The 20,844-nt window shown below is 31.7% G+C and carries 24 protein-coding genes and 1 pseudogene; 18 read left to right on the plus strand and 7 right to left on the minus strand.

The features are described from left to right. The 11 genes and pseudogenes from LS72_RS08345 to LS72_RS08395 form a co-directional block, all read left to right on the plus strand. Positions 1–274, plus strand: a pseudogene (locus LS72_RS08345) (hypothetical protein); the annotation flags it as partial. 69 nt (positions 275–343) lie between these two features. Next, positions 344–940: a C39 family peptidase gene (locus LS72_RS08350; protein WP_138155260.1), complete on the plus strand. Its 597-nt coding sequence runs from the start codon at positions 344–346 to the stop codon at positions 938–940. A 118-nt stretch (positions 941–1,058) separates the two neighbouring features. Then, positions 1,059–1,754: an AzlC family ABC transporter permease gene (locus tag LS72_RS08355; protein ID WP_034554922.1), complete on the plus strand. Its 696-nt coding sequence runs from the start codon at positions 1,059–1,061 to the stop codon at positions 1,752–1,754. Further along, positions 1,747–2,070, plus strand: a complete 324-nt coding sequence (locus LS72_RS08360; protein WP_238700780.1) for a branched-chain amino acid transporter permease — start codon at positions 1,747–1,749, stop codon at positions 2,068–2,070. The genes LS72_RS08355 and LS72_RS08360 overlap by 8 nt, the downstream gene beginning before the upstream one ends. Next, positions 2,071–2,412, plus strand: coding sequence for an arsenate reductase family protein (locus LS72_RS08365; protein ID WP_034554921.1), 342 nt, complete (start codon positions 2,071–2,073; stop codon positions 2,410–2,412). Continuing rightward, positions 2,406–3,764, plus strand: a complete 1,359-nt coding sequence (locus tag LS72_RS08370; RefSeq protein ID WP_194145586.1) for an SH3 domain-containing C40 family peptidase — start codon at positions 2,406–2,408, stop codon at positions 3,762–3,764. The genes LS72_RS08365 and LS72_RS08370 overlap by 7 nt, the downstream gene beginning before the upstream one ends. Further along, positions 3,754–4,500: a metal ABC transporter ATP-binding protein gene (locus LS72_RS08375; protein WP_034554919.1), complete on the plus strand. Its 747-nt coding sequence runs from the start codon at positions 3,754–3,756 to the stop codon at positions 4,498–4,500. The genes LS72_RS08370 and LS72_RS08375 overlap by 11 nt, the downstream gene beginning before the upstream one ends. Beyond that, positions 4,497–5,855 carry an FAD-dependent oxidoreductase gene (locus LS72_RS08380; protein WP_138155261.1) on the plus strand — a complete coding sequence of 453 codons (1,359 nt, stop codon included), beginning with the start codon at positions 4,497–4,499 and terminating at the stop codon, positions 5,853–5,855. Before LS72_RS08375 ends, LS72_RS08380 begins: the two co-directional genes overlap by 4 nt. Further along, positions 5,848–6,669, plus strand: coding sequence for a metal ABC transporter permease (locus tag LS72_RS08385; protein ID WP_034553962.1), 822 nt, complete (start codon positions 5,848–5,850; stop codon positions 6,667–6,669). Before LS72_RS08380 ends, LS72_RS08385 begins: the two co-directional genes overlap by 8 nt. A gap of 11 nt (positions 6,670–6,680) precedes the next feature. Further along, positions 6,681–6,893: a DUF5408 family protein gene (locus LS72_RS08390; protein WP_034553960.1), complete on the plus strand. Its 213-nt coding sequence runs from the start codon at positions 6,681–6,683 to the stop codon at positions 6,891–6,893. A gap of 38 nt (positions 6,894–6,931) precedes the next feature. Continuing rightward, positions 6,932–7,507 carry a flagellar FLiS export co-chaperone gene (locus LS72_RS08395; protein WP_034553959.1) on the plus strand — a complete coding sequence of 192 codons (576 nt, stop codon included), beginning with the start codon at positions 6,932–6,934 and terminating at the stop codon, positions 7,505–7,507. Between the two features lie 40 nt (positions 7,508–7,547). On the opposite strand, the gene LS72_RS08400 is transcribed toward LS72_RS08395, so the two are convergent. Together LS72_RS08400 and dnaG are read right to left on the minus strand one after the other, a co-directional pair. After that, positions 7,548–8,168: a nitroreductase family protein gene (locus tag LS72_RS08400; protein WP_034553957.1), complete on the minus strand. Its 621-nt coding sequence runs from the start codon at positions 8,166–8,168 to the stop codon at positions 7,548–7,550. 42 nt (positions 8,169–8,210) lie between these two features. Continuing rightward, positions 8,211–9,881, minus strand: a complete 1,671-nt coding sequence (gene dnaG, locus LS72_RS08405; protein ID WP_034553956.1) for a DNA primase — start codon at positions 9,879–9,881, stop codon at positions 8,211–8,213. Between the two features lie 89 nt (positions 9,882–9,970). Between dnaG and LS72_RS08410 the strand changes: the two genes are divergently transcribed. The 5 genes from LS72_RS08410 to LS72_RS08430 are packed head-to-tail and all read left to right on the plus strand — an operon-like array spanning position 9,971 to position 14,094. Next, positions 9,971–11,023 (plus strand): tetratricopeptide repeat protein, encoded by a 1,053-nt coding sequence (locus tag LS72_RS08410; RefSeq protein ID WP_034553954.1) that lies wholly within the window; start codon positions 9,971–9,973, stop codon positions 11,021–11,023. Beyond that, positions 10,998–11,426, plus strand: coding sequence for a ribonuclease HI (gene rnhA / locus LS72_RS08415; RefSeq protein WP_034553953.1), 429 nt, complete (start codon positions 10,998–11,000; stop codon positions 11,424–11,426). The genes LS72_RS08410 and rnhA overlap by 26 nt, the downstream gene beginning before the upstream one ends. A gap of 4 nt (positions 11,427–11,430) precedes the next feature. Further along, a complete protein-coding gene (gene rnc, locus LS72_RS08420; protein WP_034553951.1) occupies positions 11,431–12,105 on the plus strand; it encodes a ribonuclease III in 675 nt (224 codons plus the stop codon). Then, positions 12,102–13,184: a chorismate synthase gene (gene aroC, locus LS72_RS08425; RefSeq protein WP_034553949.1), complete on the plus strand. Its 1,083-nt coding sequence runs from the start codon at positions 12,102–12,104 to the stop codon at positions 13,182–13,184. The genes rnc and aroC overlap by 4 nt, the downstream gene beginning before the upstream one ends. Beyond that, a complete protein-coding gene (locus LS72_RS08430; RefSeq protein ID WP_034553948.1) occupies positions 13,168–14,094 on the plus strand; it encodes a hypothetical protein in 927 nt (308 codons plus the stop codon). Before aroC ends, LS72_RS08430 begins: the two co-directional genes overlap by 17 nt. On the opposite strand, the gene LS72_RS08435 is transcribed toward LS72_RS08430, so the two are convergent. The 5 genes from LS72_RS08435 to LS72_RS08455 all read right to left on the minus strand — a co-directional run bounded on the left by LS72_RS08435 (position 14,086) and on the right by LS72_RS08455 (position 19,121). Next, a complete protein-coding gene (locus LS72_RS08435) occupies positions 14,086–15,561 on the minus strand; it encodes a hypothetical protein (protein WP_034553947.1) in 1,476 nt (491 codons plus the stop codon). The two genes, LS72_RS08430 and LS72_RS08435, sit on opposite strands and share 9 nt — an antisense overlap. Positions 15,562–15,658: 97 nt before the next feature. After that, on the minus strand, positions 15,659–16,768 hold the full coding sequence (gene trmA / locus LS72_RS08440; RefSeq protein WP_034553946.1) for a tRNA (uridine(54)-C5)-methyltransferase TrmA: 1,110 nt from the start codon (positions 16,766–16,768) through the stop codon (positions 15,659–15,661). A gap of 6 nt (positions 16,769–16,774) precedes the next feature. Beyond that, a complete protein-coding gene (gene fliP / locus LS72_RS08445; RefSeq protein ID WP_034553944.1) occupies positions 16,775–17,536 on the minus strand; it encodes a flagellar type III secretion system pore protein FliP in 762 nt (253 codons plus the stop codon). After that, positions 17,533–18,348 (minus strand): flagellar motor protein MotB, encoded by an 816-nt coding sequence (locus LS72_RS08450; protein ID WP_034553943.1) that lies wholly within the window; start codon positions 18,346–18,348, stop codon positions 17,533–17,535. The genes fliP and LS72_RS08450 overlap by 4 nt, the downstream gene beginning before the upstream one ends. Positions 18,349–18,356: 8 nt before the next feature. Further along, positions 18,357–19,121, minus strand: a complete 765-nt coding sequence (locus tag LS72_RS08455) for a motility protein A (RefSeq protein ID WP_034553940.1) — start codon at positions 19,119–19,121, stop codon at positions 18,357–18,359. Between the two features lie 118 nt (positions 19,122–19,239). Here LS72_RS08455 and glmU point away from each other — a divergent pair, with 118 nt between their 5' ends. After that, positions 19,240–20,553: a bifunctional UDP-N-acetylglucosamine diphosphorylase/glucosamine-1-phosphate N-acetyltransferase GlmU gene (gene glmU / locus LS72_RS08460; protein WP_138155262.1), complete on the plus strand. Its 1,314-nt coding sequence runs from the start codon at positions 19,240–19,242 to the stop codon at positions 20,551–20,553. A gap of 53 nt (positions 20,554–20,606) precedes the next feature. Next, entirely contained in the window at positions 20,607–20,804 is a 198-nt protein-coding gene (gene thiS, locus LS72_RS08465; RefSeq protein ID WP_034555405.1) for a sulfur carrier protein ThiS, read from the plus strand. Positions 20,805–20,844 lie beyond the last annotated feature (40 nt).

The following is a 20,844-nucleotide window of genomic DNA, read 5'->3' on the forward strand; positions in this document are numbered from 1 at the left end:
GATAGATTATGGGCATAGTCTCTATATAGGAGGAGATCTCTCTATTATCTTAAGCCCTAAAATCACTTTAGATTTAGGAGCAGAACAGAGATTCCAAACTAAACAAAAGATTAATGGGAATCAAACCTCTAATATCCGCTCTATCCCTACCTTTTCTGTTGGTTCTACTTATAGTCTTAACCAAGATACCGCTATTTCTGTTAATGCTAACTTTGGTGGAAGCTCTGCTGCTCCTGATGCAATATTTGGATTAACCTTATGGAAAAAGTTTTAAATGATATTTCAAGCTTTAAACCTTATTTGGTTGTGTATCTATGTTTCCTTACAAGAGAAAGAATGAATTATGAAAAGACTCTTAAAATTTCTTATCTTCTTTTCTTGGCTACCCTTAGCTTTAAAAGCGGAATTTATCCTCAAATCCTATCAAGAGATAAGGAATGAGAAGGTAATAAGACAAACTTATGAGCTATCTTGTGGGGCTTCCTCACTAGCTACTTTAATAAACCTTATTGATAACCAAAAGCTTAGTGAATTAGATGTATTAAAAGTAATGAGTGAAAAAGAACTTACTACTGATATGGTAAGTTTTTTAGATTTAGAAGAAGCTATTAAAAAACTAGATTTTAAAAGTGATTCTTTTCGCATTAATGAGCAAGTCTTAAATAAACTTATTAATATTCCCTTGCTTGTTAAAATAGAAGATGATCCAAGATACCCACATTTTGCAATCATTATCAATTATCAAGGTGATTTTATTAAAGTGCTTGACCCAAGCTTTGGAGAATATATTAGCTCTAAAAGAGAGTTTTATAGTCTATGGGATAGAGAGAATAAAGGCGGATATGCTTTGGTAGTTCTTCCAAAGCAAGAGTTTAAAAGACTTGATTTTAATTTCCCTAATAAGCTTAATTTTGAAAAAAGAGTGTTTGGGAGGTTTTAGACTCATTAATCTACATAAGACTCACAAAACTAAGCTAAAAAGCTTTTAAAGCTAGAACATAAAAATCGTGCGATTTTTGTTATAATCTAGGGCAACTTTATATTCAAGAATTAGGATTATGCTTTTTAAAACTTTCTTACAAACCTTACCTGTTTTAATGGCTTATTTGCCACTTGGCATTGCATTTGGTATTCTTTTTTCTACATTGCAAGTTGCTTGGTATTTTGGAATCTTAATCGCCATTTTTGTTTTTACAGCTGCGGGACAATTTTTACTTATTTCACTCCTTAGTATAAATGCTGGATTATTAGAAATTGGTATTGCCTCTTTCTTGCTAAACATTCGCCATATGTTTTACTCCCTTGCAATTACTCCTCAAATTAAAAATTTTGGCTTAAGTAAATATTATATTCTCTTTGGATTAACAGATGAGACTTTTGCTCTTGTAAAAACTTGCCAACAAGAACAAAATTTGCAAGAACAAAATCTCTCGCTTAAAGCATTGCAAAAACATTATATAACTATTACTTTTTTCAATCATATGTATTGGGTTGTAGGTTGTGCGTTAGGGGTATTTATAGGAAAACATTTAGAATTTACACCTAAGGGCATAGAATTTTCCCTTACAGCCCTTTTTAGCGTATTAACATTATCCCTTTTGCAGAACTCTCCTAATAAAATACCTTTCATTATCGCTTTAGGAATTGGAATAGTAGGCTTATTTCTCTTTCCAAGTGAGCAATTTTTACTTTTTAGTTTGCTTTGTGGTATTTTTGTCTTACTTATTGGTAAAAAATGGATTTATCGTGGATAATCAAATACTTTATATTATTGGTGCTATTTTCTTTGCCTCTTTAGGGACAGCAATAACACGATTTTTACCTTTTTTTCTTTTAAAAGATAGAGTGGGTAGCCCTCTTTTAAAATATTTGCAAGATACTATGCCACTCTTAATTATGACTCTTTTAGTGTTTTTTACCCTTAAAGATATTCCTTGGCGGCAAACCTATGGAATCTATGAAATTAGTGGAATTTTATGTGCAATTGTTTGTTTTTTATTGTTTAAAAATTCTGTTTTGAGTATATTTTCAGGAATTATTTTTTATCTTTTGGTAATAAGGATTTTTTAAATGGTTAAAATTTATGGGATTAAAAACTGCGGTAGTGTTAAAAAAGCAATAGATTTTTTTATGAATAAAAAAATAGATTATGAATTTATTGATTTTAAAAAAACACCACCTAGCTTAGAAAAAATACAAGAATGGGCAGAAAAAAGTTCTTTAGAAGCACTTTTAAATAAAAAAGGCACAACTTACAAGAAATTAGAATTAAAGAATAAAACTTTAACTCCACCATTAATTCAAGATTATCTTTTAAAAGAACCTATGCTTATTAAAAGACCCGTAGTTGAAGTAAAAAATAAAATATTCATAGGTTTTGATAGTGAAAAATATGAGGAGATACAATGCTAAAAATCATTCAATTTAGTAGTTTTATTTCCCTTATTTTTATTTTATTGGGTTGTGCTAACATCACTCCCGCTTCTGTTTCTACGCAAATAGACTCATCCCTCCCTAAGCAAGATTTGAGACTTTATGCAAAAGATACCCGAGTTTTTAAAGATCGCTTAAAGCTTAAAGAAGACTATTTAAAGCATTTTTTCTCACCCTTTAATCAAGAGCCACAGCTTAATACTTTAGAAATTCAATGGGGATTAAGGGCTGCTTATAATAATTTAGGCTTTGGTGAAAACCTCCTCCCTTATACCATAGATTTTATAGATAATATCAAGCAAGAGATGAATCTAGAGAGTTTTCCTAACACCAAAAAACCTGCAATTATCACTCGCTCTACAAACTTAAGGGTTGTTCCAACACATAAACCACGATTTTTAGATCCTAAATTACCCGGAGAGGGATTCCCCTTTGATACTTGGCAAAATTCCTCTATTTATGCAGGAACACCTATTTTAATCACGCATTATTCACAATCTAAAGAGTGGGCTTTTGTAGAGAGTGGATTTGTAAGTGGTTGGGTAAGTGTTTTAGATATTGCTTTATTAAATCCTAACCAAATACAACTTTTAAAAAACACTCAAGATTTTCTTGTAGTTAAAAAAGACTATACCCCTATAAAAAGTTCTACTAATCATTTCTTAGAATCTGCTAGAATTGGTATGCTCTTACCCCTTATTGGAAGCACCAAAAAAACTTATGAAAGCCTTTTTTTTATCCGCACCCCTAGTGGTTATGCAAAAGTGATTAAAACCCACCTACCTGTAGAAAACTTTGTAAAATTCCCTATGCCCTTTTCTTCAGTAAATTATGCGAATCTTACTCAAGGTATTGTTGGTGAAAGGTATGGTTGGGGAGGAATGTTTGGTAATAGGGATTGTTCTATGTTTTTACGCGATACTTTAGGAAATTTTGGTTTTTTCTTATTAAGAAATTCCCAAGCACAAATTAAACAAAAAGATTTTAAAGACCGCTCTTTATATGTTGATTTATCACAAAAAACACCCCAAGAGAAAATAGCTTTTTTAAAAGAAAATGCTATTCCCTTTGCGACTTTACTTGGTATGAGGGGGCATATTATGCTTTATCTTGGAGTTTTTAATGATGAAGTTTTAGCCATTCACGATATTTGGGGATTAAGAACATTACAAGATGGAAAAGAAGGGAGAGAAATATTAGGGAGAATCATCATCACTCCCCTTGATATTGGTAAAGATATAAAAACTATTTCACAAGATTCTTTACTCATAAAACGGATTAGTGGAATGCGGAATCTTTTTGAAACAAATGAACTAAAAAATGCAAAATAGTAACTCTAAAAAAATAATTGAATGCAAAAATGTTAAATTTTCTTTTACCAAAGAACGAATTTTGTATAATGTGGATTGGGTAATTAAAGAAGGTGATTTTTGGGCTATCATTGGACCAAATGGTGGTGGAAAAAGCACTTTAGCACGTCTTTTGGTGGGATTATTAAGTCCAACAGAAGGCAGTATTATTAAAGATTCTAACCTAAAAATTGGTTATGTCCCACAAAATACTTTCTTCAATCGCCACTTCCCAATCACTGCTTTGGAGGTTGTGATGATGGGATTTTTAAAATCTAATCTTTTTGGAGGATTTTTGCCTAAAAATGCTAAAGAAACAGCCTTAAACCTTTTAGAGCAATTTCACTTACAATCTTATGCAAATAAAAAAATTGGTGAGCTTTCTGGTGGGCAGAGGCAAAGGATACTTATCGCAAGAGCATTATGTGGGAATCCTAATCTTTTAATTTTAGATGAACCAACGGCAAGTATTGATTCAAAAAATCAAAAAGAGATTTATGATTTATTGCAAAAAATCAATCAAGAAAAGACTATAATTATAATTAGTCACGATGTTTCTGTTTTATTAGGTTATGCTAGAGAAGTTTTATATGTTAATCAAAACATAAAATCTCATAATATTGGTCATTTAAAGCAAATTCATCAAACTGAACATTTTTGTGAAGTAGAAATGTTAATGGAATTTCAACATTCAAACAATTTAGGAGGTAATCAATGAATAATTCATATGATGTAGCAATCATAGGAGCTGGAATTTCTGGGAGTGCATTATTTTATGCTTTAACACATTATACAAATATTCAAAGAGTGGTTTTATTAGAAAAGTATTCAGAACCCGCAACACTTAGCTCAAGTGGAAATAATAATTCTCAAACTATCCACGCAGGAGATATCGAAACAAATTACCCTTTTGAAAAAGCTAAAAAAGTAGCACGAGATGCAGAACTTTTAGTTTCTTATGCACTTTTTCATAATTTACAAAATAAAAGCATTTTTGAATACCAAAAAATGGCAATTGGTGTAGGAGATGAAGAAGTAGAGTTTATGAAAAAACGTCATCAAGAATTTCAAGAGATTTTTCCAAATTTAGAGTTTTTCACTAAAGATACCCTAAGAGAAATAGAGCCTAATGTTGTTAAGATGCTTGATGGAAGTGATAGAGTAGAAGATATTGTAGGTTCTGGATCAAGAAAAGCTTTTTGTGCGATGAATTTCCACGCTGTATCAAATCATATGATAGAACAAAGTCTTTTTGGGGAACATAAACTAATTTGTAATTTTAAAGTTACAGATATTATCGAACAAGGGGATGGGGCTTATACCCTTAAAGCTCCCGGACAACCCCCTATCACCGCTTCTTTTGTTTTAGTTGATGCGGGTGCACACTCATTAGTCTTAGCTCAAAATATGGGATATGGATTAGATTTAGGCTGTTTGCCTATCTCTGGTAGCTTTTATTTTATACCCGGTAATAAACTACAAGGAAAAGTCTATACTGTTCAAAACCCTAAACTTCCTTTTGCAGCAATACACGGAGATCCAGATATTATCGCTACAGGAAAAACAAGATTGGGTCCTACTGCACTTTCTTTACCTAAACTTGAACGTTTTAAAAGTGGCACTTTCTTAGAATTTCTTAAAGTTTCTGGGTTTGGGGAACTCTCTACTGCAAAAATTATGTGGGATTTAATTTCTGATAGGGAAATTAGAAATTACATTTTACGAAACTTTATTTATGAAATTCCAAGTATTGGACGAAAATATTTTTGGGAAGAAGCAAAAAAGATTATCCCCTCTATTCAACCTCATGAATTATCTTATGCAAGTGGTTTTGGTGGTATTAGACCCCAAGTTCTTGATAAAACACAAAAAAAGCTAATCTTTGGTGAGAAAAAAATTAAAAGCAATAAAGGTATTACCTTTAATATGACTCCAAGCCCGGGTGCTACAAGCTGTATTAAAAATGCTCTTGTAGATATGTTAGAGATTGTAGAATACCTTGGTAAAGAAATTAAAATGGATAAAATTAAAGAAGAATTAAAAGAAGAGAGTTTGGAGTGGGTGCTTGAGTGATATTTTGCAATATACTTTTATGCAAAATGCCCTTATTGGAGCATTTTGGGCGAGTATTATTTGCGGCATTATTGGCACTTTGGTTGTTACTAATAAAATGGTATTTCTTGCAGGAGGTATTGCTCATAGCCTCTATGGCGGAGTTGGGATAGCGATTTTTTTAGGATTCCCAATTATTATTGGGACAGCCTTTTTTAGTGTTGCTTGTGCTATTTTTCTTGGAATCATGTTGTTTTATGCTAAAGAAAGATTTGACGCGTTAATTGGCTCACTTTGGGCTTTTGGAATGGCGGTAGGAATTATCTTAGTAGAATTATCACCCGGATATAATAAGGATTTTATGGGATACCTTTTTGGGAGTATCTTAAGTATCACAGATAATGATATTTACTCTATGATAATTTTTAGCGGTTTTTTATTTTGCTTTGTTTGGCTAAATTATAGAATTATTCTTGGTATTTCTTATGATAGCGAATTTACCCACTTACAAGGAATTAATACAAAAGTTTTTAATATCCTCTTAATGATTATCATTGCTTTGGGTATTGTTATTTCTATGCACTCTGTTGGACTTATTCTCATTATCGCACTTTTAAGTATTCCTGCTTATTGCAGTGAAGTTTTTACTAATTCTTTAGCTAAGATGATGATTGCTTCTAGTTGTATTTCTTTTATCGCAATGATTGGTGGCATTTTAATCGCTTATTTTTATGATTTTGCTGCTGGTGCTAGTATCGTTGTTGTGCTTTGTGTTTTGTCTTTCATTTTAATATTGGGAAATTATTTTTATCACAAACAATTTTCAAAACCTTAAAGGTAATAAAAATGGAGAATTTACAAAAAGAAATCAATCAATACAAAAAAACTGCTTCTAGGGCTGTAAAAATCGCTCTTATATCTTGTGCTATTACCATCATTTTTGCTTTTCTTAGCCTTTGGATTCTTCTTAACCAAATCACAGCAACAGCAAATCTTACAAAAAATATTAGAAATTTAGAGCAAAAAATATTAGAAATCTCTAATTCCAAAATGGAATAAAAAATGCTTTTATCCTTTTAAAAATTAAAGGAGTTTCAATGCTTTCATCAATCAATCCTTATGGATTAGGAAATATACAAACTAGGCATACTGTACCTACTACCGCAAAACAAAATGAAATAACACAAAAACCCCAATCACAAGAGATTCAAGAATTACCTACAATTTCTAATGAGGCACTAGAAATTCGTAAATTTAGTGATGGTATTAAAGGTGCTAATGAAATTATTGGTGCTATGCAAATTGCGGATATAACTTTAAACGCTCTAAGTTCTCAAGTTAAAACCCTTGGAGGGGTTAATTCTCAAAATATAGACGCCTTAGATAAAATAGCGAAGAATGCACAATTTAAGGGAGACACACTTTTTGGTAAAGAACTTACATTAAACCTTGCAGGGGAAAATGTTTCTCTTTCTCTACCTCTACCTAGTCAGTTGCTTAAAGAAAATTCCTCACTTATACAGGCATTAGCTAATAAACACGATGAAATCTCACAAAAATTAGGGCAAGTTAGCGATCTCGTAGAAAAAGCAAGTTTGCCACTTAATCAGGCAACAACAAATTTTGATTTTGAAAATTTTGATGCTAATACCTTTAAGGGCTTATTTTCTTGAACCTTAAAGTTATTATTGCAAACCTCATAAATTATTCCTTTCATAGATTCTTAGAAAAATCTATAACTTCTTCTTTAGGAAAACGAATTTTTTGAGGTATTTCATCTGTTTTCTTATGCCCAACTACTAACATTATAGAAGTTTTTTCTTTGGAAGTATCAAGCTTTAGATAAATATCTAAAGCCTCATTATTAAAGCCCCCAATAATGCAAGAGCCAAGATTTAGTGCAGTTGCTCCATTAGCTAAATTCCCTAAGGCTAAAAAAGTTTGCTCTCTTGCATAATGAAGTTTTTGCGTAGGATTCATAGATTCAATAAAAGGTTTATAAAGTTCAATACGTTTTTGGAGTTCTTCTTTTGACATATTTCTTGATTGCAGTTTTTTTACAAAATATTCCCCAAAATCTAATCGTGCTGCAACAATAATGATAGCTCCACACTTTGCAACATGCTTTTGAGAATTAGCAATTTCTGCAATTTCTTGTTTAGTTTTGCTATCTTCTATAACAATAAATCTCCAAGGCTCAAGCCCTAAAGAACTAGGAGATAATCTCCCCGCTTCTAAAATATAATCTAATTCCTCTTTGCTTAAAAGCTTCTCTTGAAACTCTCTGCACGAAAAACGTTCTTCTAATATTTTTTTAAAAATTTCTTTTTGCATATTCTCTCCTTATAAAATAAATATTTTCTAGTTTTTTTGCTTCTAAAAGTTGAAGCTTTCATCGACAATTAAATCCCCTTTTTTCAAATTTTCTAAATATTGTTGAAGCTTACGCAATAAAAAGGATTTCTCTCTTAAAGAAAGTGTTGAATCTTTAATAAGTATTTTTCTCCTCTCATTATAATGCTTATACAAAATCATAATCATCTGCCGCTTTAGCATCTCTTTGTTTTGTGTCTTAATACGTTCATCAAGTAAAATTCCAATTAATTGTGAATCTTCTAAATCTTTTTTTAAGAGTTTCTCATAAGCTTCCCTTTGAGAAAAAAACATAGAAGATTCTAAATAATTCATAACATATTCCAAAAGATCCATATCCTCTAAAACACTTTTAATAATAATCTTTTCGACAAGAGTATAATAATCTTCATTGCTTTGAAGGATTTCAGAAGTTGGTTTTATGTTATTTTTATGGACTTTTGTTGGGATTAGATGTAGGGGTAAGTGAAGTTTTTGTCCTAACCATATCCTGTATTCCTCTTGTAAAACTAAAGATAATTGGTGTAAAAACTCCAAAGATTCTTTTAAGCAAGAATCTTTTTGCATAGGATTTTTTAAATCATATTTTGCAATAATCTCCCCAAAAACAAAATCCACTAAAGAAATAGGAGCATAAAATAAATCTTTTAACTGCTTTATTTCGCCATTATTTACCATATCAGCTGGGTCTAAGCCTTTATCAAAAATTACTACACCACCTTCTTTGTGAGCTAAACTTAAAAGCATAGCGGCTTTAAAAGCCGCTATGATACCTGCACTATCACCATCATAAGCAATAATAACCTTTGGGTTTCCCTTAGCTATTAAGGGTAAATGCTCTTTGGTTAAAGCTGTTCCTAAAGTAGCCACTGCATTATTAAACCCTGCTTGGTGTAGCATAATCACATCTAAATATCCCTCTGTAATGATAATCTCCCCTTTTTTATAAATATTTTCTTTAGCTTGGGGATAACCATAGAGAAGTTGTGATTTATTAAAAAGTTTGGTTTGGGGGGAGTTAATATATTTTGCTTGGTGATTCCCTAATGTCCTCCCTCCAAAACCTACGATTTTATTTTGGGGAGAACGAATGGGAAAAATTATTCGTTGGGCTAATCGTGCGTAATAATGCTTAACTCCATTTTCATCATCTACTCCTAATATCCCTAAATTCAAAGCCTCCGGTAAAGAAATGGAATGCTTTTGTAAATATCCCATAATCTCATAATTATTAGGTGCATAACCTATTTCAAAAAGATTTCTAATAGACTCTGTAATGCCTCGTTTTTGAATATAACTCTTAGCTTCTGCATTGAGTTGTAGCTGGTAATATTCATTCATAAAATCTAAAATTTTATTATCTTCTTTGGGTTGATAAGTTTGGGCATAAGTTAAAGAAATATTATAAATTTGTGCTAGTTTTTCAAGAGATTCTTTATAAGAGATCTTTTCATATTCCATAACAAATTGGATACTATCTCCACCTACACCACAACCAAAACAATGGTAATAGCCCTTATTGGCATTAATAACAAAGCTTGGTGTTTTTTCTTGGTGAAAAGGACAACAAGCTTTATAGGTTGCTCCTACTTTCTTCACTTCTATATAATGAGAAATAACCTCTACAATATCTAACTGATTTTTAAGATTTTCTATACTCTCTTGTGTAATCAATGCTAATGAACCTTAGATTTTTAGATAAGCTTATTATAGAATATTTGTTATAATTAAAAGATAATAATTAGTTGTTTTAAGGTTTATATTTGGAATTTTTAGAAAGTATTGAATACAGAGATCCACTTTTTGGAATCATAATCCTCATCTTTTGTATAGGATTAATTAGCCTTTTTGCTTATTATTGGAATTATATTATTAGTAAAAGGCAACACCAAAATCTATTAAAATTTATGAAAAACTTTGATTATATTGGCTTTGATAAAGAAATCAAAGAATTTTTAGCCTTAAACCCAAACCCTACTTCCTCACTCATTTTTATGGCAAAAACCTATCAAAAATGTGCAGATTATGAAAAAGCTATTCGCCTTTATAACACACTTTTAAGCTCTATTAAAAACCCCGTTGATAAAATCCCAATTTTAGAAGATTTAGGCGATGTTTATTATAAAGCTGGTTTTCCTTTGCGTTCTAAAGAAATTTATTTAGAGATTCTTTACCATTATCCACGATCCCCTAAAATCTTAAAATCTCTTATTAAAATCTATGAAGAGCTTGCATTATATCAAGATGCCCTTAATGCACTAGATTGTCTAGAGGAAATAGAGGGTAAAACAAAAATGCATCATCTTTATTTACAAACAAAAATTATTGTCTCTAACCAAAATTCCACAGAAATAAAACCTGAAAAACTTGAAAAGCTCATTGAAGAGGAGCCTAAGTTATTACGTTTGGTTTTAAGTTTTTTTAAAGACTTCTATCCCTCTTATTTTTGGAGATTTATTCAAAATAAGTCCAAAGAGGAGATTTTTCAAATTTTAGATATTTTATGGAATCTTGAAAATAATGAACTTCCTAATGTAGCATTCCAAAACCCTATTCTAAACGATATTTTTCAAGCAAAAGGGTATTATCCTTTACAAAAAGGAACTAAAGTTTCCTTTGAATTAGAATCTTTATGCCTTTTACGTAAATACAGAAGTTATCAAGGGGATTTACAATTTAATTATTCTTGTAATTCTTGTAAAGCAATTAGCCCACTCTCTTTTGAAATTTGCCCGCATTGTGGAGAATTACTAAGCGCAAAAATTTTAGTTTTTATAAAAGAAAAATATGATGAAGAAAGTTACTCTTTTTTGTGATGGTTCATCTTTAGGGAACCCCGGAGCTGGTGGATGGTGTGCTATTTTATATTATAAACACCACCAAAAGATTCTAAGTGGTGGTGCAAGTAATGTAACTAATAACCAAATGGAACTTTCTGCACTTATTTTTGGGCTTGAATCCCTTAAAGAATCTTGTGAAGTCTTAGTTATTAGCGATTCAAAATATGTTTTAGATGGAATCTCTAAATGGTTACCTAATTGGATTAAAAAAGATTTTAAAAATGTCAAAAATCCAGAGCTTTGGAAGCATTTTTTAGAGGTTTCAAAATATCATAATCTACAAATACAATGGGTAAAGGGGCATAGCGGACATAGCGAAAATGAACTTTGTGATAAAATCGCTAAAGAAGAAGCCCTAAAAATTAAACAAAAGGGATGAGAAAATGCATTTAAAAAATTTTCAGCAAAGTTTAGGATATTCCTTTAAAAATACACAATTATTAAAAGAAGCGCTAACGCATAAAAGCACAAAAAAAGAAATGCATAATGAACGTTTGGAATTTTTAGGAGATGCGGTTTTAGATTTAATTATTGGGGAATTTTTATATAAAAAATTTCCGCATTCTCCAGAGGGAGAACTTTCTAAAATGCGTGCTTCTATCGTGAATGAAAAAGCTTTTGCTACTTTAGCAAAATATTTAAAAATTGGAGAATACCTTTATATCTCTAGTGCAGAAGAACAAAATAATGGGAGAGAAAAAGATTCTATTCTCTCTAATGCTTTTGAAGCAATTATGGGGGCAATTTATTTAGAAAACGGCTTAGAATCTGTGCAAAAATTAGTGCTTAATTTACTTGATAAAGTTTATACCATTTCCGATTTTAAGAATCTTTTTTATGACCATAAAACTAATCTACAAGAACTTACACAAGCTATTTTTGGGGTAATACCTGAATACATTGTTTTAGATTCTAAAGGACCTGATCATAATAAAGAATTTTTAGTAGGAGTTTTTATACAAGAGAAAGAATACGCAAAGGCTAGTGGAAAGAGCAAAAAAGAAGCACAACAAAATTGTGCAAAAATTGCTTTAGAAGTCTTAAGGGGACAACAATGAATACTTTCGGAGAATATTTAAGATTAACAACTTTTGGAGAAAGTCACGGAAAAGGAATTGGAGGGGTTTTAGATGGGCTTCCAGCGGGATTAAATATTGATGAATCTTTTATTGCGACTGAAATGGCTAGGAGACAAGGGGGAAGAAACCATTACTCCACCCAAAGAAAAGAGCCTGATAAAGTGGAAATTTTAAGTGGAGTCTTTGAGGGTAAAAGCACAGGAACGCCTTTAGGGTTTTTTATCCACAACACCTCTAGCAAAAGCAGTGATTATACTGCTTTAAAAGATATATTTCGTCCAGGACACGCAGATTTTACTTATTTTTACAAATATAGCATAAGGGATCATAGGGGAGGAGGACGCAGTAGTGCTAGAGAAAGTAGTGCTAGAGTAGCAGCAGGGGCTATCGCAAAACTCCTCTTAAAAGAATTCCAAATTACTTTAAGAAGTGGAATCCTTAGCATAGGAGATGTTACAGGAGAGGATATAGACTTTAATTTTGCCACCAAAAGTGAAATCTATGCTTTAGATAAAAAAGTAGAAGAACAACAAAAAGAAGCTATTACACAAGCTAGAAAAGCACATAATAGTATCGGTGGAGTAGCGATTGTGAGTGCTTTAAATGTTCCTATTGGGTTAGGCGAACCTCTTTATTATAAATTAGATTCTGCTATTGGGAGTTTAATGCTAGGGTTAAATGGAGTAAAAGCGGTTGAAATTGGGAGCGGTGTAGAATGCTCTAAAATGCGGGGCTCTCAACATAATGATGCGATTTATAAGGGGGGATTTGAAACTAATCATAGCGGAGGAATCTTGGGGGGAATTAGTAATGGTGATGAAATTTTGATTAAAATACATTTTAAACCAACCCCTAGTATTTTTATCCCACAAAACTCCCTTAACATTGCTAAAGAGGAGTGTTCTTGCATTATTAAAGGGAGGCACGACCCTTGCATTGCCATTCGTGGAAGTGTTGTGTGCGAATCAATGCTTGCTCTTATATTAGCAGATATGCTGCTCCTTAATAGTGCTTCAAAGCTAGAAAATCTCAAAAAAATCTATGCAAAAAACTCCTAAAAAAGCCTTTCTTTTTGCGGATAAAAAGTTAGGTATTGGTTTAGGTCATATGAGCCGCACTAAAGCATTAGCAAATTTATTAGAACAAAATCACTATCAAGCTAAAATCCTTGATTGCATATTCTTAGAATCGTTCAAGGAATCTTGTGATTTAATGAGTATTGATTCTTATACCTTACCTATAGATTCCTATTATCAAGCCACTTCTTTAGCAAGAGTTTGTATATTTTTTGATGATACATTAAGACTACCCTACCCTAAGGGCATACTATTAAATGCCTCTTTAGGGGCAGACTTACAATCTTATAAAAACAAATACCCTAACCATACCTTATGGATAGGCAAGGGATATACACTTTTGCAAAAACCCTTTTTACAGCTCCTTAATACTCCTCATAAACTACATAAAACTATAAAAAATATTATGGTTACTTTAGGGGGTGCAGATATTTTGGGTTTAACCAAATGGCTTTGTGAAGAACTTTATACTTTCAATCCAAATTTTCAAATCCATTATATTCATAAAGATAAACATCTCTTTAAAAAAGCAAAAGGTTATAGCAATCTTAATGCTACACAAATGGCAAATTTATTCTCACAAATGGATCTTTGTATTTGTGCTTGTGGGCAAACACTTAGTGAAAGCATTGCTTGTAAAGTCCCAACTTTAGGATTAGAAGTCGCTATCAATCAAAGAGCAAATTTAATAGGCTATGCAAATTGTATAGAAAGTATTAAGGAAGTTTGGACACTTGATAAAGAAGCATTAAAAACACAACTTTTACAAAGTATTATTAGATTTAAAGATCTCTCTTATAGAGAACTTTTAGTAAAAAGAGGGTTTCTCCTCTTTTGTGAAAATACTCAATGGAAAGAGGGTTTTAAAGCCCTAAAAACCCTCTTAGAATAAAAGCCTAGAATAAGCAAAAGAATGAGAGCTTTTAAAGATACTCTTTTGCTGATTAACCTCTAAGGAATGAAAAATTAATGCATTGAGTTTAGAATAGTAGTCATCATCAAATTTTTTTACTAATTGCTCTACGATATTCTCTCCTTTTTGGGTATTAGATTCAAAACTAAGAAAACTCTCTTCTAATTGATTCCACATTTTTGAAATTTCTTGAGTAACACCATTAGTGGCATTACTAAGTGCCTCTAAGGAAAAAGAATTGTTTTGTGAAAAACTTAAACTACTTTGTTGATTGCTTTGCGCGCTAGAAAGCGTGAAATGAAGGCTAATATTTTGAATATAAGCTTTGTTGGCAGAAGCTTGTAAGCCTTGAAAATTGAATTTATCATAAGAAGCTTGTAATTTTTTAGAATCTTCTTCATTATCTTTAGCGATTAAATCAATATGGTGAATTTGCCCTGCTTTACCGTCATTAAATAAAAAATCTGCAGTTTTTTGTTTAATACCTAATAAGTCTCCCTCTTCTCCTCTCATCATCTCTTGAGCTTCTTTTGGGTTAAGATAAATCACACCAATACCTTTTTCTCCAAGACCAACTAGCTCTCCCTCACCCTTTGGGTTGGGAATCCAAATTCTTAGCTTGTCATAAATGGGATCGTTTTTATCAATTCTTCCATCTCCATTGGTATCATATTTTGCTAAGTCTTTAAAACCATCTCCACTTTGAGTTCCAAAAAGCTCACTGCCATTATTAATAATTCCATCATTATTTTTATCTAAAGCTAAAAATCCTGAACCCTTCTTTAAAGTAGAGATTTGATCTTTTTTACCATCACTATCTAAATCAAAACTCATCGTAATATCACTAAGCTCTGCTCCATTTCCCTCATAATCAATAACCAAAGGATCAATAGGTTCATTGTATTTAGTGGGTTGTTGAATCCTATCATTTGTAGAATTAATTTGAAGATTTTGCATAAAACTTTGTGAGAGATGAATATTTATATTCAAATCTCTTTTTATCCCGTCTTTCCCTATAATGCTTCCTTGTATAGAAAGATCTAAAGATTGATAAAACCCCTGCTTAATGCTTAATCCACTCCCTAAATTAAAGCTGGGACGACTAAAATTTTTATTCAATAAAGACTCTAAATCATCAAAAGAAGACTTAGGGGGATTAGCATTCTTATTAGAAAATAATTCCTCCCAAATCTTTACCATTTCATTTTTTATTTCAGAGACTTTCCCTAATGCTTGATTAATAACTGCTTTTTGAAAGTCCTCTAATTTTTGATTTGACAAATCTATTGAGGAGGAAATATTAGCTGCTTTTTGCCCTCCCTCTTTTTGATTGGTAATTTGTGGAACACTATTTGCTTCTTTTTTTGTAATCTCTTCTCCTAAAGCACTCTGGTTGGTCGTAATAAATGAGGCTTGTAGAGAAGAGAAGCGAATATTTGCTTCCATTGCTTCTCCTTGTTTTAAATAAATTAACATTGACTATATCGACATTTTATTGAAAAACTAAATCTTTTTACTAAGACCCCAAATCAATAATAAAAAATTATGAGTTATTTTTAGATTTTAAAAGCACTCCACTTTCTAAATGTTGCGTATGAGGGAATTGATCAAAAAAGGCTAAAGCAGTAATTTGGTGTGTTTTCCTTAGACACTCTAAATCTTTTAGGAGTGTAGCTGGATTGCAAGAGATATAAAATATCTGATTGAATTGCTGCAAAAATCGACAAACCCTCTCCCCTACTCCACAGCGAGGTGGATCTATTAAAATAGTGCTGAAAGTATATTCTTGCAAATTAATGGAATCTAATCGCCTAAATTTTCTTTGAAAGGTCAATGCTTCTATACACTCCTCTCCACTTAAACGCACAAATTCTATATTAGAAATTTTATTTTTAGAAGCTGCAAATTTTGCTGCTTGAATCGAAGTTTTAGAAATTTCAGTAGCCAGTATTTTTCTAAATTTTTGCGATAAAGGGAGGGTAAAATTCCCACAACCACAATACATTTCTAATAAATCTAAAGAATCTTTTTCTGCCTTAGACAAAATCCATTCAATCATTTTTACATTAATACTAGGATTTGGTTGTGTAAAACTCCCTTCATCATAACGATAAAAATAATATTTATCGGCAACCTCTAATTTCTCTATAACATAATCCCTATCTACAACTAGTTTAACTCCTCTGGAGCGACCAATTAATGCTATTTTCATCAAAAGCTTTTCTTCTAATATTTTCTTTAATTTTGTCGCTAAAACTAACCAAGATTGCTCAAGTCTCCTATGGTAAATAAAAGTTATTAATAGTTCATTTTGCTGTGTGGATAATATCTCTAAAGCAAAAAGCTTATTAATAAACTCCCTAAAATCTCTTTGGTGAAGAATGGGGTGCAAGACTTGTAAAAATTGTTGGATATTCAAAACCAAATTTGGGCAATTTTGTATGCAAACAAACTGCTTACCCTTACGCATAGTATAAAAAAACCCATTATCTTTATGGTAGATTCCTAATTCACAACGTGCTCTAAAACTACTCTCTGAAGATAAAAAAACTTCATAGGGATCAAAAGCAAGAGATTTTGCGACTAAAGCTATTTTATCCTCTAAAGGATATTCTATACAACCCCCACAAATTCCCAAATAATCACAAGTCATAAAATATTAATGAAAACTTTGCACGAGGTTTATTGTTAAGAGATTAAACCCATCTACTAAAATAAAAATTAAAATTTTAAAAGGTAGAGAAATCATTGTTGGTGGTAACATCATCATACCCATAGCCATTAAAATAGAGCTAATTACCATATCAATTACCAAAAAGGGTAAATATAATAAAAATCCAATTTGAAAAGCGGTTTTCATTTCACTAATAATAAAAGCAGGTAGAACTATACTTAAAGGGACATCATCGACACTTTGGGGATTCTCCATTCCCCTAATACGATAAAAAATGGCTAAATCTTTAGGTCTAGTATTTCTAATCATAAAATCTTTAAAGGGGGCTGCTGCAAGCACAAAGGCTTCATCATAAGGTATTTCTTTGGCAACATAAGGCTTAATGCCTTTTTCATAAGCCTCTTTTGCGATAGGCTCCATAATAAAAATTGTTAAAATCAATGCAAAAGAAACTAAAAGTTGTGTAGGGGGAGATTGTTGCGTTCCCATAGCGGTGCGTAAGAAAGAAAATACAATAAGAATCCTAGCAAAACTTGTAGCCATTAAAATAAATGAAGGTGCTAAAGCTAGTAAGGTGAGAATAACGACAATATTTAGGGTCGTTACTAAATCTCCTGGCTCTGTTGGCACCCCTAGTGTTAAATTTACCATTGGAATTGTAGGAGTTTCTGGAAGTTCAGGTGGTGCAGCTAACAGAAAAGATGGGAAAATTTCAATTAATAACCATAAAGAAAAAAATAGCTTCATAAAGTCTCATTTGGGTTGTTGGTTGGGATATTGCTTTCCCGTTGTTGTATAGTTTTTTCTAAAATATTTTGATTTTTATGCAAAGATCTATTATCAGGATAAAATCTAAACTCTACACGACGATTAATGGCACGATTCTCTTCATTGATATTGGGAAATACAAAATTATTGGCTCCACCCCCTAATGCGGTTATTTTTTGTGGATTTACATTATTTTGCATAAGAATCCTACTAACACTTGCAGCCCTTAATGCACTTAAGCCTAAATTATCTTGATATTGTGCGGTGGGTTTAACTACTCTATCATCGGTATATCCAATAACATCCATATGAGTATTAGGTGGAATTTTTTGTAAAATTAGAGCAAGTCTTTTTAAAAATAAAATCTCATCAGCACTAGTAACACTATAGTCATCTGGCTTAAAAAGTAATTTTCCATGAAACCTTAAAATAAATCCTTCAGTCCCATTATCAATAATACTAGAGGGACCTAAAGAAACTTTTACATTTTCTTTAAAATCTAAAATCTCACTTTCTATTTTTTTAACTTCTTCTGTGGTTTCTGGATCTTCTACCATATCAGCTTGTTGTTGAATCCTTGTATTATCAACTTCTATCTTAATGCCACCACTTAAAAGGCTTAATGCACCATCAACACTACCTTCGGCTTCTGATAACTTTTTAGCATCAAAGGTAACCATTGAAAGCAATAAAATAAAAAAAGTGAGGATTAAAGTAACCATATCCCCATAAGTTCCAAGCCATAAGGGTAAGACATTAGGGCAATCACAAGGTGGACAACGTTTTGCCATATTATCTCTTACTCAAACGAACTTACGCGTTGATTAGGGGGTAAAAAGGTCAAGAGTTTTGTTTCTAAAGAGCGTGGATTATCTCCAGCTTGAATTGACATAACTCCTTCAATAACAAGAAGTTGCACAAGTGCTTCATCATTAGCCCTAACGACTAAAATATTAGCAATAGGCGCTCCTAAAATATTTCCAATAAATGAACCATAAAAAGTCGTTAAAAGGGCAACAGCCATAGCAGGTCCAATAGATGCAGGATCAGACATATTTAAAAGCATCGCCACTAATCCAATAAGTGTCCCAAGCATTCCATATGCCCCTGCATAAGAACCCCAAGTATCAAATAATCCGGCATTAGTTTTATGGCGATCTAGAGTTCTATCCATTTCAATTTCTAACAAATCCCGAATGCTATCAGGTTCTGCCCCATCAATTGCCATACCAAGCCCTTTACGCAAAAATGAATTTTCTTCTTGATTAACTTGTTGCTCTAAAGATAATATCCCATCTCTTCTTGCTTGGGTGGAATAATCTACCAACCTTTTAATTAATGCTGGAACATCAAAAGTTTGTGGTTTAAAAGCAATCATAAAAAAAGCAACACTTTTTTTCATCGTTTCCATTTTATAAGCAATAAATAAACTTGTAATTGATCCACCAACTGTAATCAAAATGGAGGGGGGATCCAAATAAGGTGCAATTCCTACCCCAAGCATCATCGCCGTTCCAAGCAAGATAAGTGATAATGACATACCAATAACCGTTGCTATATCCATTGCTAAAATCCCTTATAAAAATATTCAAATTACTTTAATGTATAAAAGATTTAATTTTAAAATTTATTGTGTTAAAATCTTATTAAATTTTTCTAACTAAAGTATGGACTTCAATTCTATGAAAAATACTTCTTTATCAATTATTATCTTAGCTGCTGGAAAAGGCAAAAGAATGCAATCACAAACCCCAAAAGTTTTGCATAAAATTTGCGGAAGGGAAATGCTCTATTTTAGTATAAAAGAAGCCTTAAAATTAAGTGATGATGTGAGTATTGTTGTAGGCTTTGAAGCTAAAAAGATTCAAGCAAAAATGAAAGAATACTTTGATAATAATATTGTCTTTTTAGAACAGGACTTAAAGAATTATCCCGGCACTGGCGGAGCGTTAAAAAATTATCATCCAAAATACCAAAAAGTATTAGTATTAAATGGCGATATGCCCTTAATCCAATCCGAAGATTTAGAAAAGTTTGTTTCTATACAATCTGATATTATTATGAGTGTTTTAGATTCTCCTAATACCTATGGATATGGTAGAGTTGTTATAAATAATGAAGAGGTTTTAGAAATCATTGAAGAAAAAGATGCTAGTGCAGAAATTTTAAATTTGAGCACTCTTAATGGCGGTATTTACTGCTTTAGTAAAAGTATTTTAGAAGATTATCTCCCCAAACTTCAAAATAATAACGCACAAAAGGAATATTATCTCACAGATGTTATTTCTCTTGCTAAAAAAGATTCTAAAAAAATCACGCCTATTTATGGAAAAATAGAAAATTTTAAAGGTGTCAATGATAAGCTAGATTTAGCTAAAGCAGAAGAAATACTCGGTAATAGGATTAAAGAATATTGGCTTAAAAAAGGCGTTAGAATGAATCTTATAAATACCATTTATATTGAAGATTCTGTAACCTTTGAAGGAGAATGCGTTATAGAAAATGGAGTAAGTATTTATGGGGATAGCAAGATTATTAACTCTCATATCAAAGCTCATAGCATCATTGAATCAAGTATTATTGAAAATAGCGATATAGGACCCTTAGCACATTTAAGACCACAAAGCATACTTAAAAAAACTCATATTGGTAATTTTGTCGAAATTAAAAAATCTACACTTAGTGGAGTTAAGGCCGGGCATTTAAGTTATATCGGAGATAGTGAGATTGATATAGGAACAAATATCGGAGCAGGATTTATCACTTGTAATTATGATGGCAGAGATAAACATTTAACAAAGATTGGAAAAAATGTATTTATTGGGAGCGATACTCAAGTAGTATCCCCAATTTGTATTGAAGATAATTGCATCATTGGGGCAGGAAGCACCGTTAGAAAAGATATAAAAGAAGGAGAATTGTTTTTAACAAGGGGTGAGGAAGTAAGAAAAAAAGGGTTTTTTTATGATTTTTTTAAGAAAAAAAGCATAGAATAATTTTCATTAAACACTACAAACACTACCCAAAGTAGAAAAATAAGGAGTTTTATATGCAAGTTAGATTAAATGGAAAAAATATCTCAACACAAACAACAACTCTACTTCATCTCTTACAAGAATACAAAATTGACACTAAAAGCATTGCTGTTGCCATTAATTTAGAAGTTATTAAACGAGATAAATGGGATACTCACTCTCTCAAAGAAGGTGATACTATTGAATGTTTAACATTTTTAGGAGGGGGGTGATCAATCATAAATTTCAAACTACCCTATAAACTTAAAAATC

This window comes from Helicobacter apodemus (assembly GCF_000765745.2).
In the GTDB taxonomy this organism is placed as follows: Bacteria; Campylobacterota; Campylobacteria; order Campylobacterales; family Helicobacteraceae; genus Helicobacter_D; species Helicobacter_D apodemus.

Coding starts and splice junctions, on each gene's coding strand:
- LS72_RS08350 (WP_138155260.1), top strand. CDS start 344: ATGAAAAGACTCTTAAAATTTCTTATCTTCTTTTCTTGGCTACCCTTA.
- LS72_RS08355 (WP_034554922.1), top strand. CDS start 1,059: ATGCTTTTTAAAACTTTCTTACAAACCTTACCTGTTTTAATGGCTTAT.
- LS72_RS08365 (WP_034554921.1), top strand. CDS start 2,071: ATGGTTAAAATTTATGGGATTAAAAACTGCGGTAGTGTTAAAAAAGCA.
- LS72_RS08370 (WP_194145586.1), top strand. CDS start 2,406: ATGCTAAAAATCATTCAATTTAGTAGTTTTATTTCCCTTATTTTTATT.
- LS72_RS08375 (WP_034554919.1), top strand. CDS start 3,754: ATGCAAAATAGTAACTCTAAAAAAATAATTGAATGCAAAAATGTTAAA.
- LS72_RS08380 (WP_138155261.1), top strand. CDS start 4,497: ATGAATAATTCATATGATGTAGCAATCATAGGAGCTGGAATTTCTGGG.
- LS72_RS08390 (WP_034553960.1), top strand. CDS start 6,681: ATGGAGAATTTACAAAAAGAAATCAATCAATACAAAAAAACTGCTTCT.
- LS72_RS08395 (WP_034553959.1), top strand. CDS start 6,932: ATGCTTTCATCAATCAATCCTTATGGATTAGGAAATATACAAACTAGG.
- LS72_RS08400 (WP_034553957.1), bottom strand. CDS start 8,168: ATGCAAAAAGAAATTTTTAAAAAAATATTAGAAGAACGTTTTTCGTGC.
- rnhA (WP_034553953.1), top strand. CDS start 10,998: ATGAAGAAAGTTACTCTTTTTTGTGATGGTTCATCTTTAGGGAACCCC.
- rnc (WP_034553951.1), top strand. CDS start 11,431: ATGCATTTAAAAAATTTTCAGCAAAGTTTAGGATATTCCTTTAAAAAT.
- aroC (WP_034553949.1), top strand. CDS start 12,102: ATGAATACTTTCGGAGAATATTTAAGATTAACAACTTTTGGAGAAAGT.
- LS72_RS08430 (WP_034553948.1), top strand. CDS start 13,168: ATGCAAAAAACTCCTAAAAAAGCCTTTCTTTTTGCGGATAAAAAGTTA.
- LS72_RS08435 (WP_034553947.1), bottom strand. CDS start 15,561: ATGGAAGCAAATATTCGCTTCTCTTCTCTACAAGCCTCATTTATTACG.
- trmA (WP_034553946.1), bottom strand. CDS start 16,768: ATGACTTGTGATTATTTGGGAATTTGTGGGGGTTGTATAGAATATCCT.
- fliP (WP_034553944.1), bottom strand. CDS start 17,536: ATGAAGCTATTTTTTTCTTTATGGTTATTAATTGAAATTTTCCCATCT.
- LS72_RS08450 (WP_034553943.1), bottom strand. CDS start 18,348: ATGGCAAAACGTTGTCCACCTTGTGATTGCCCTAATGTCTTACCCTTA.
- LS72_RS08455 (WP_034553940.1), bottom strand. CDS start 19,121: ATGGATATAGCAACGGTTATTGGTATGTCATTATCACTTATCTTGCTT.
- glmU (WP_138155262.1), top strand. CDS start 19,240: ATGAAAAATACTTCTTTATCAATTATTATCTTAGCTGCTGGAAAAGGC.
- thiS (WP_034555405.1), top strand. CDS start 20,607: ATGCAAGTTAGATTAAATGGAAAAAATATCTCAACACAAACAACAACT.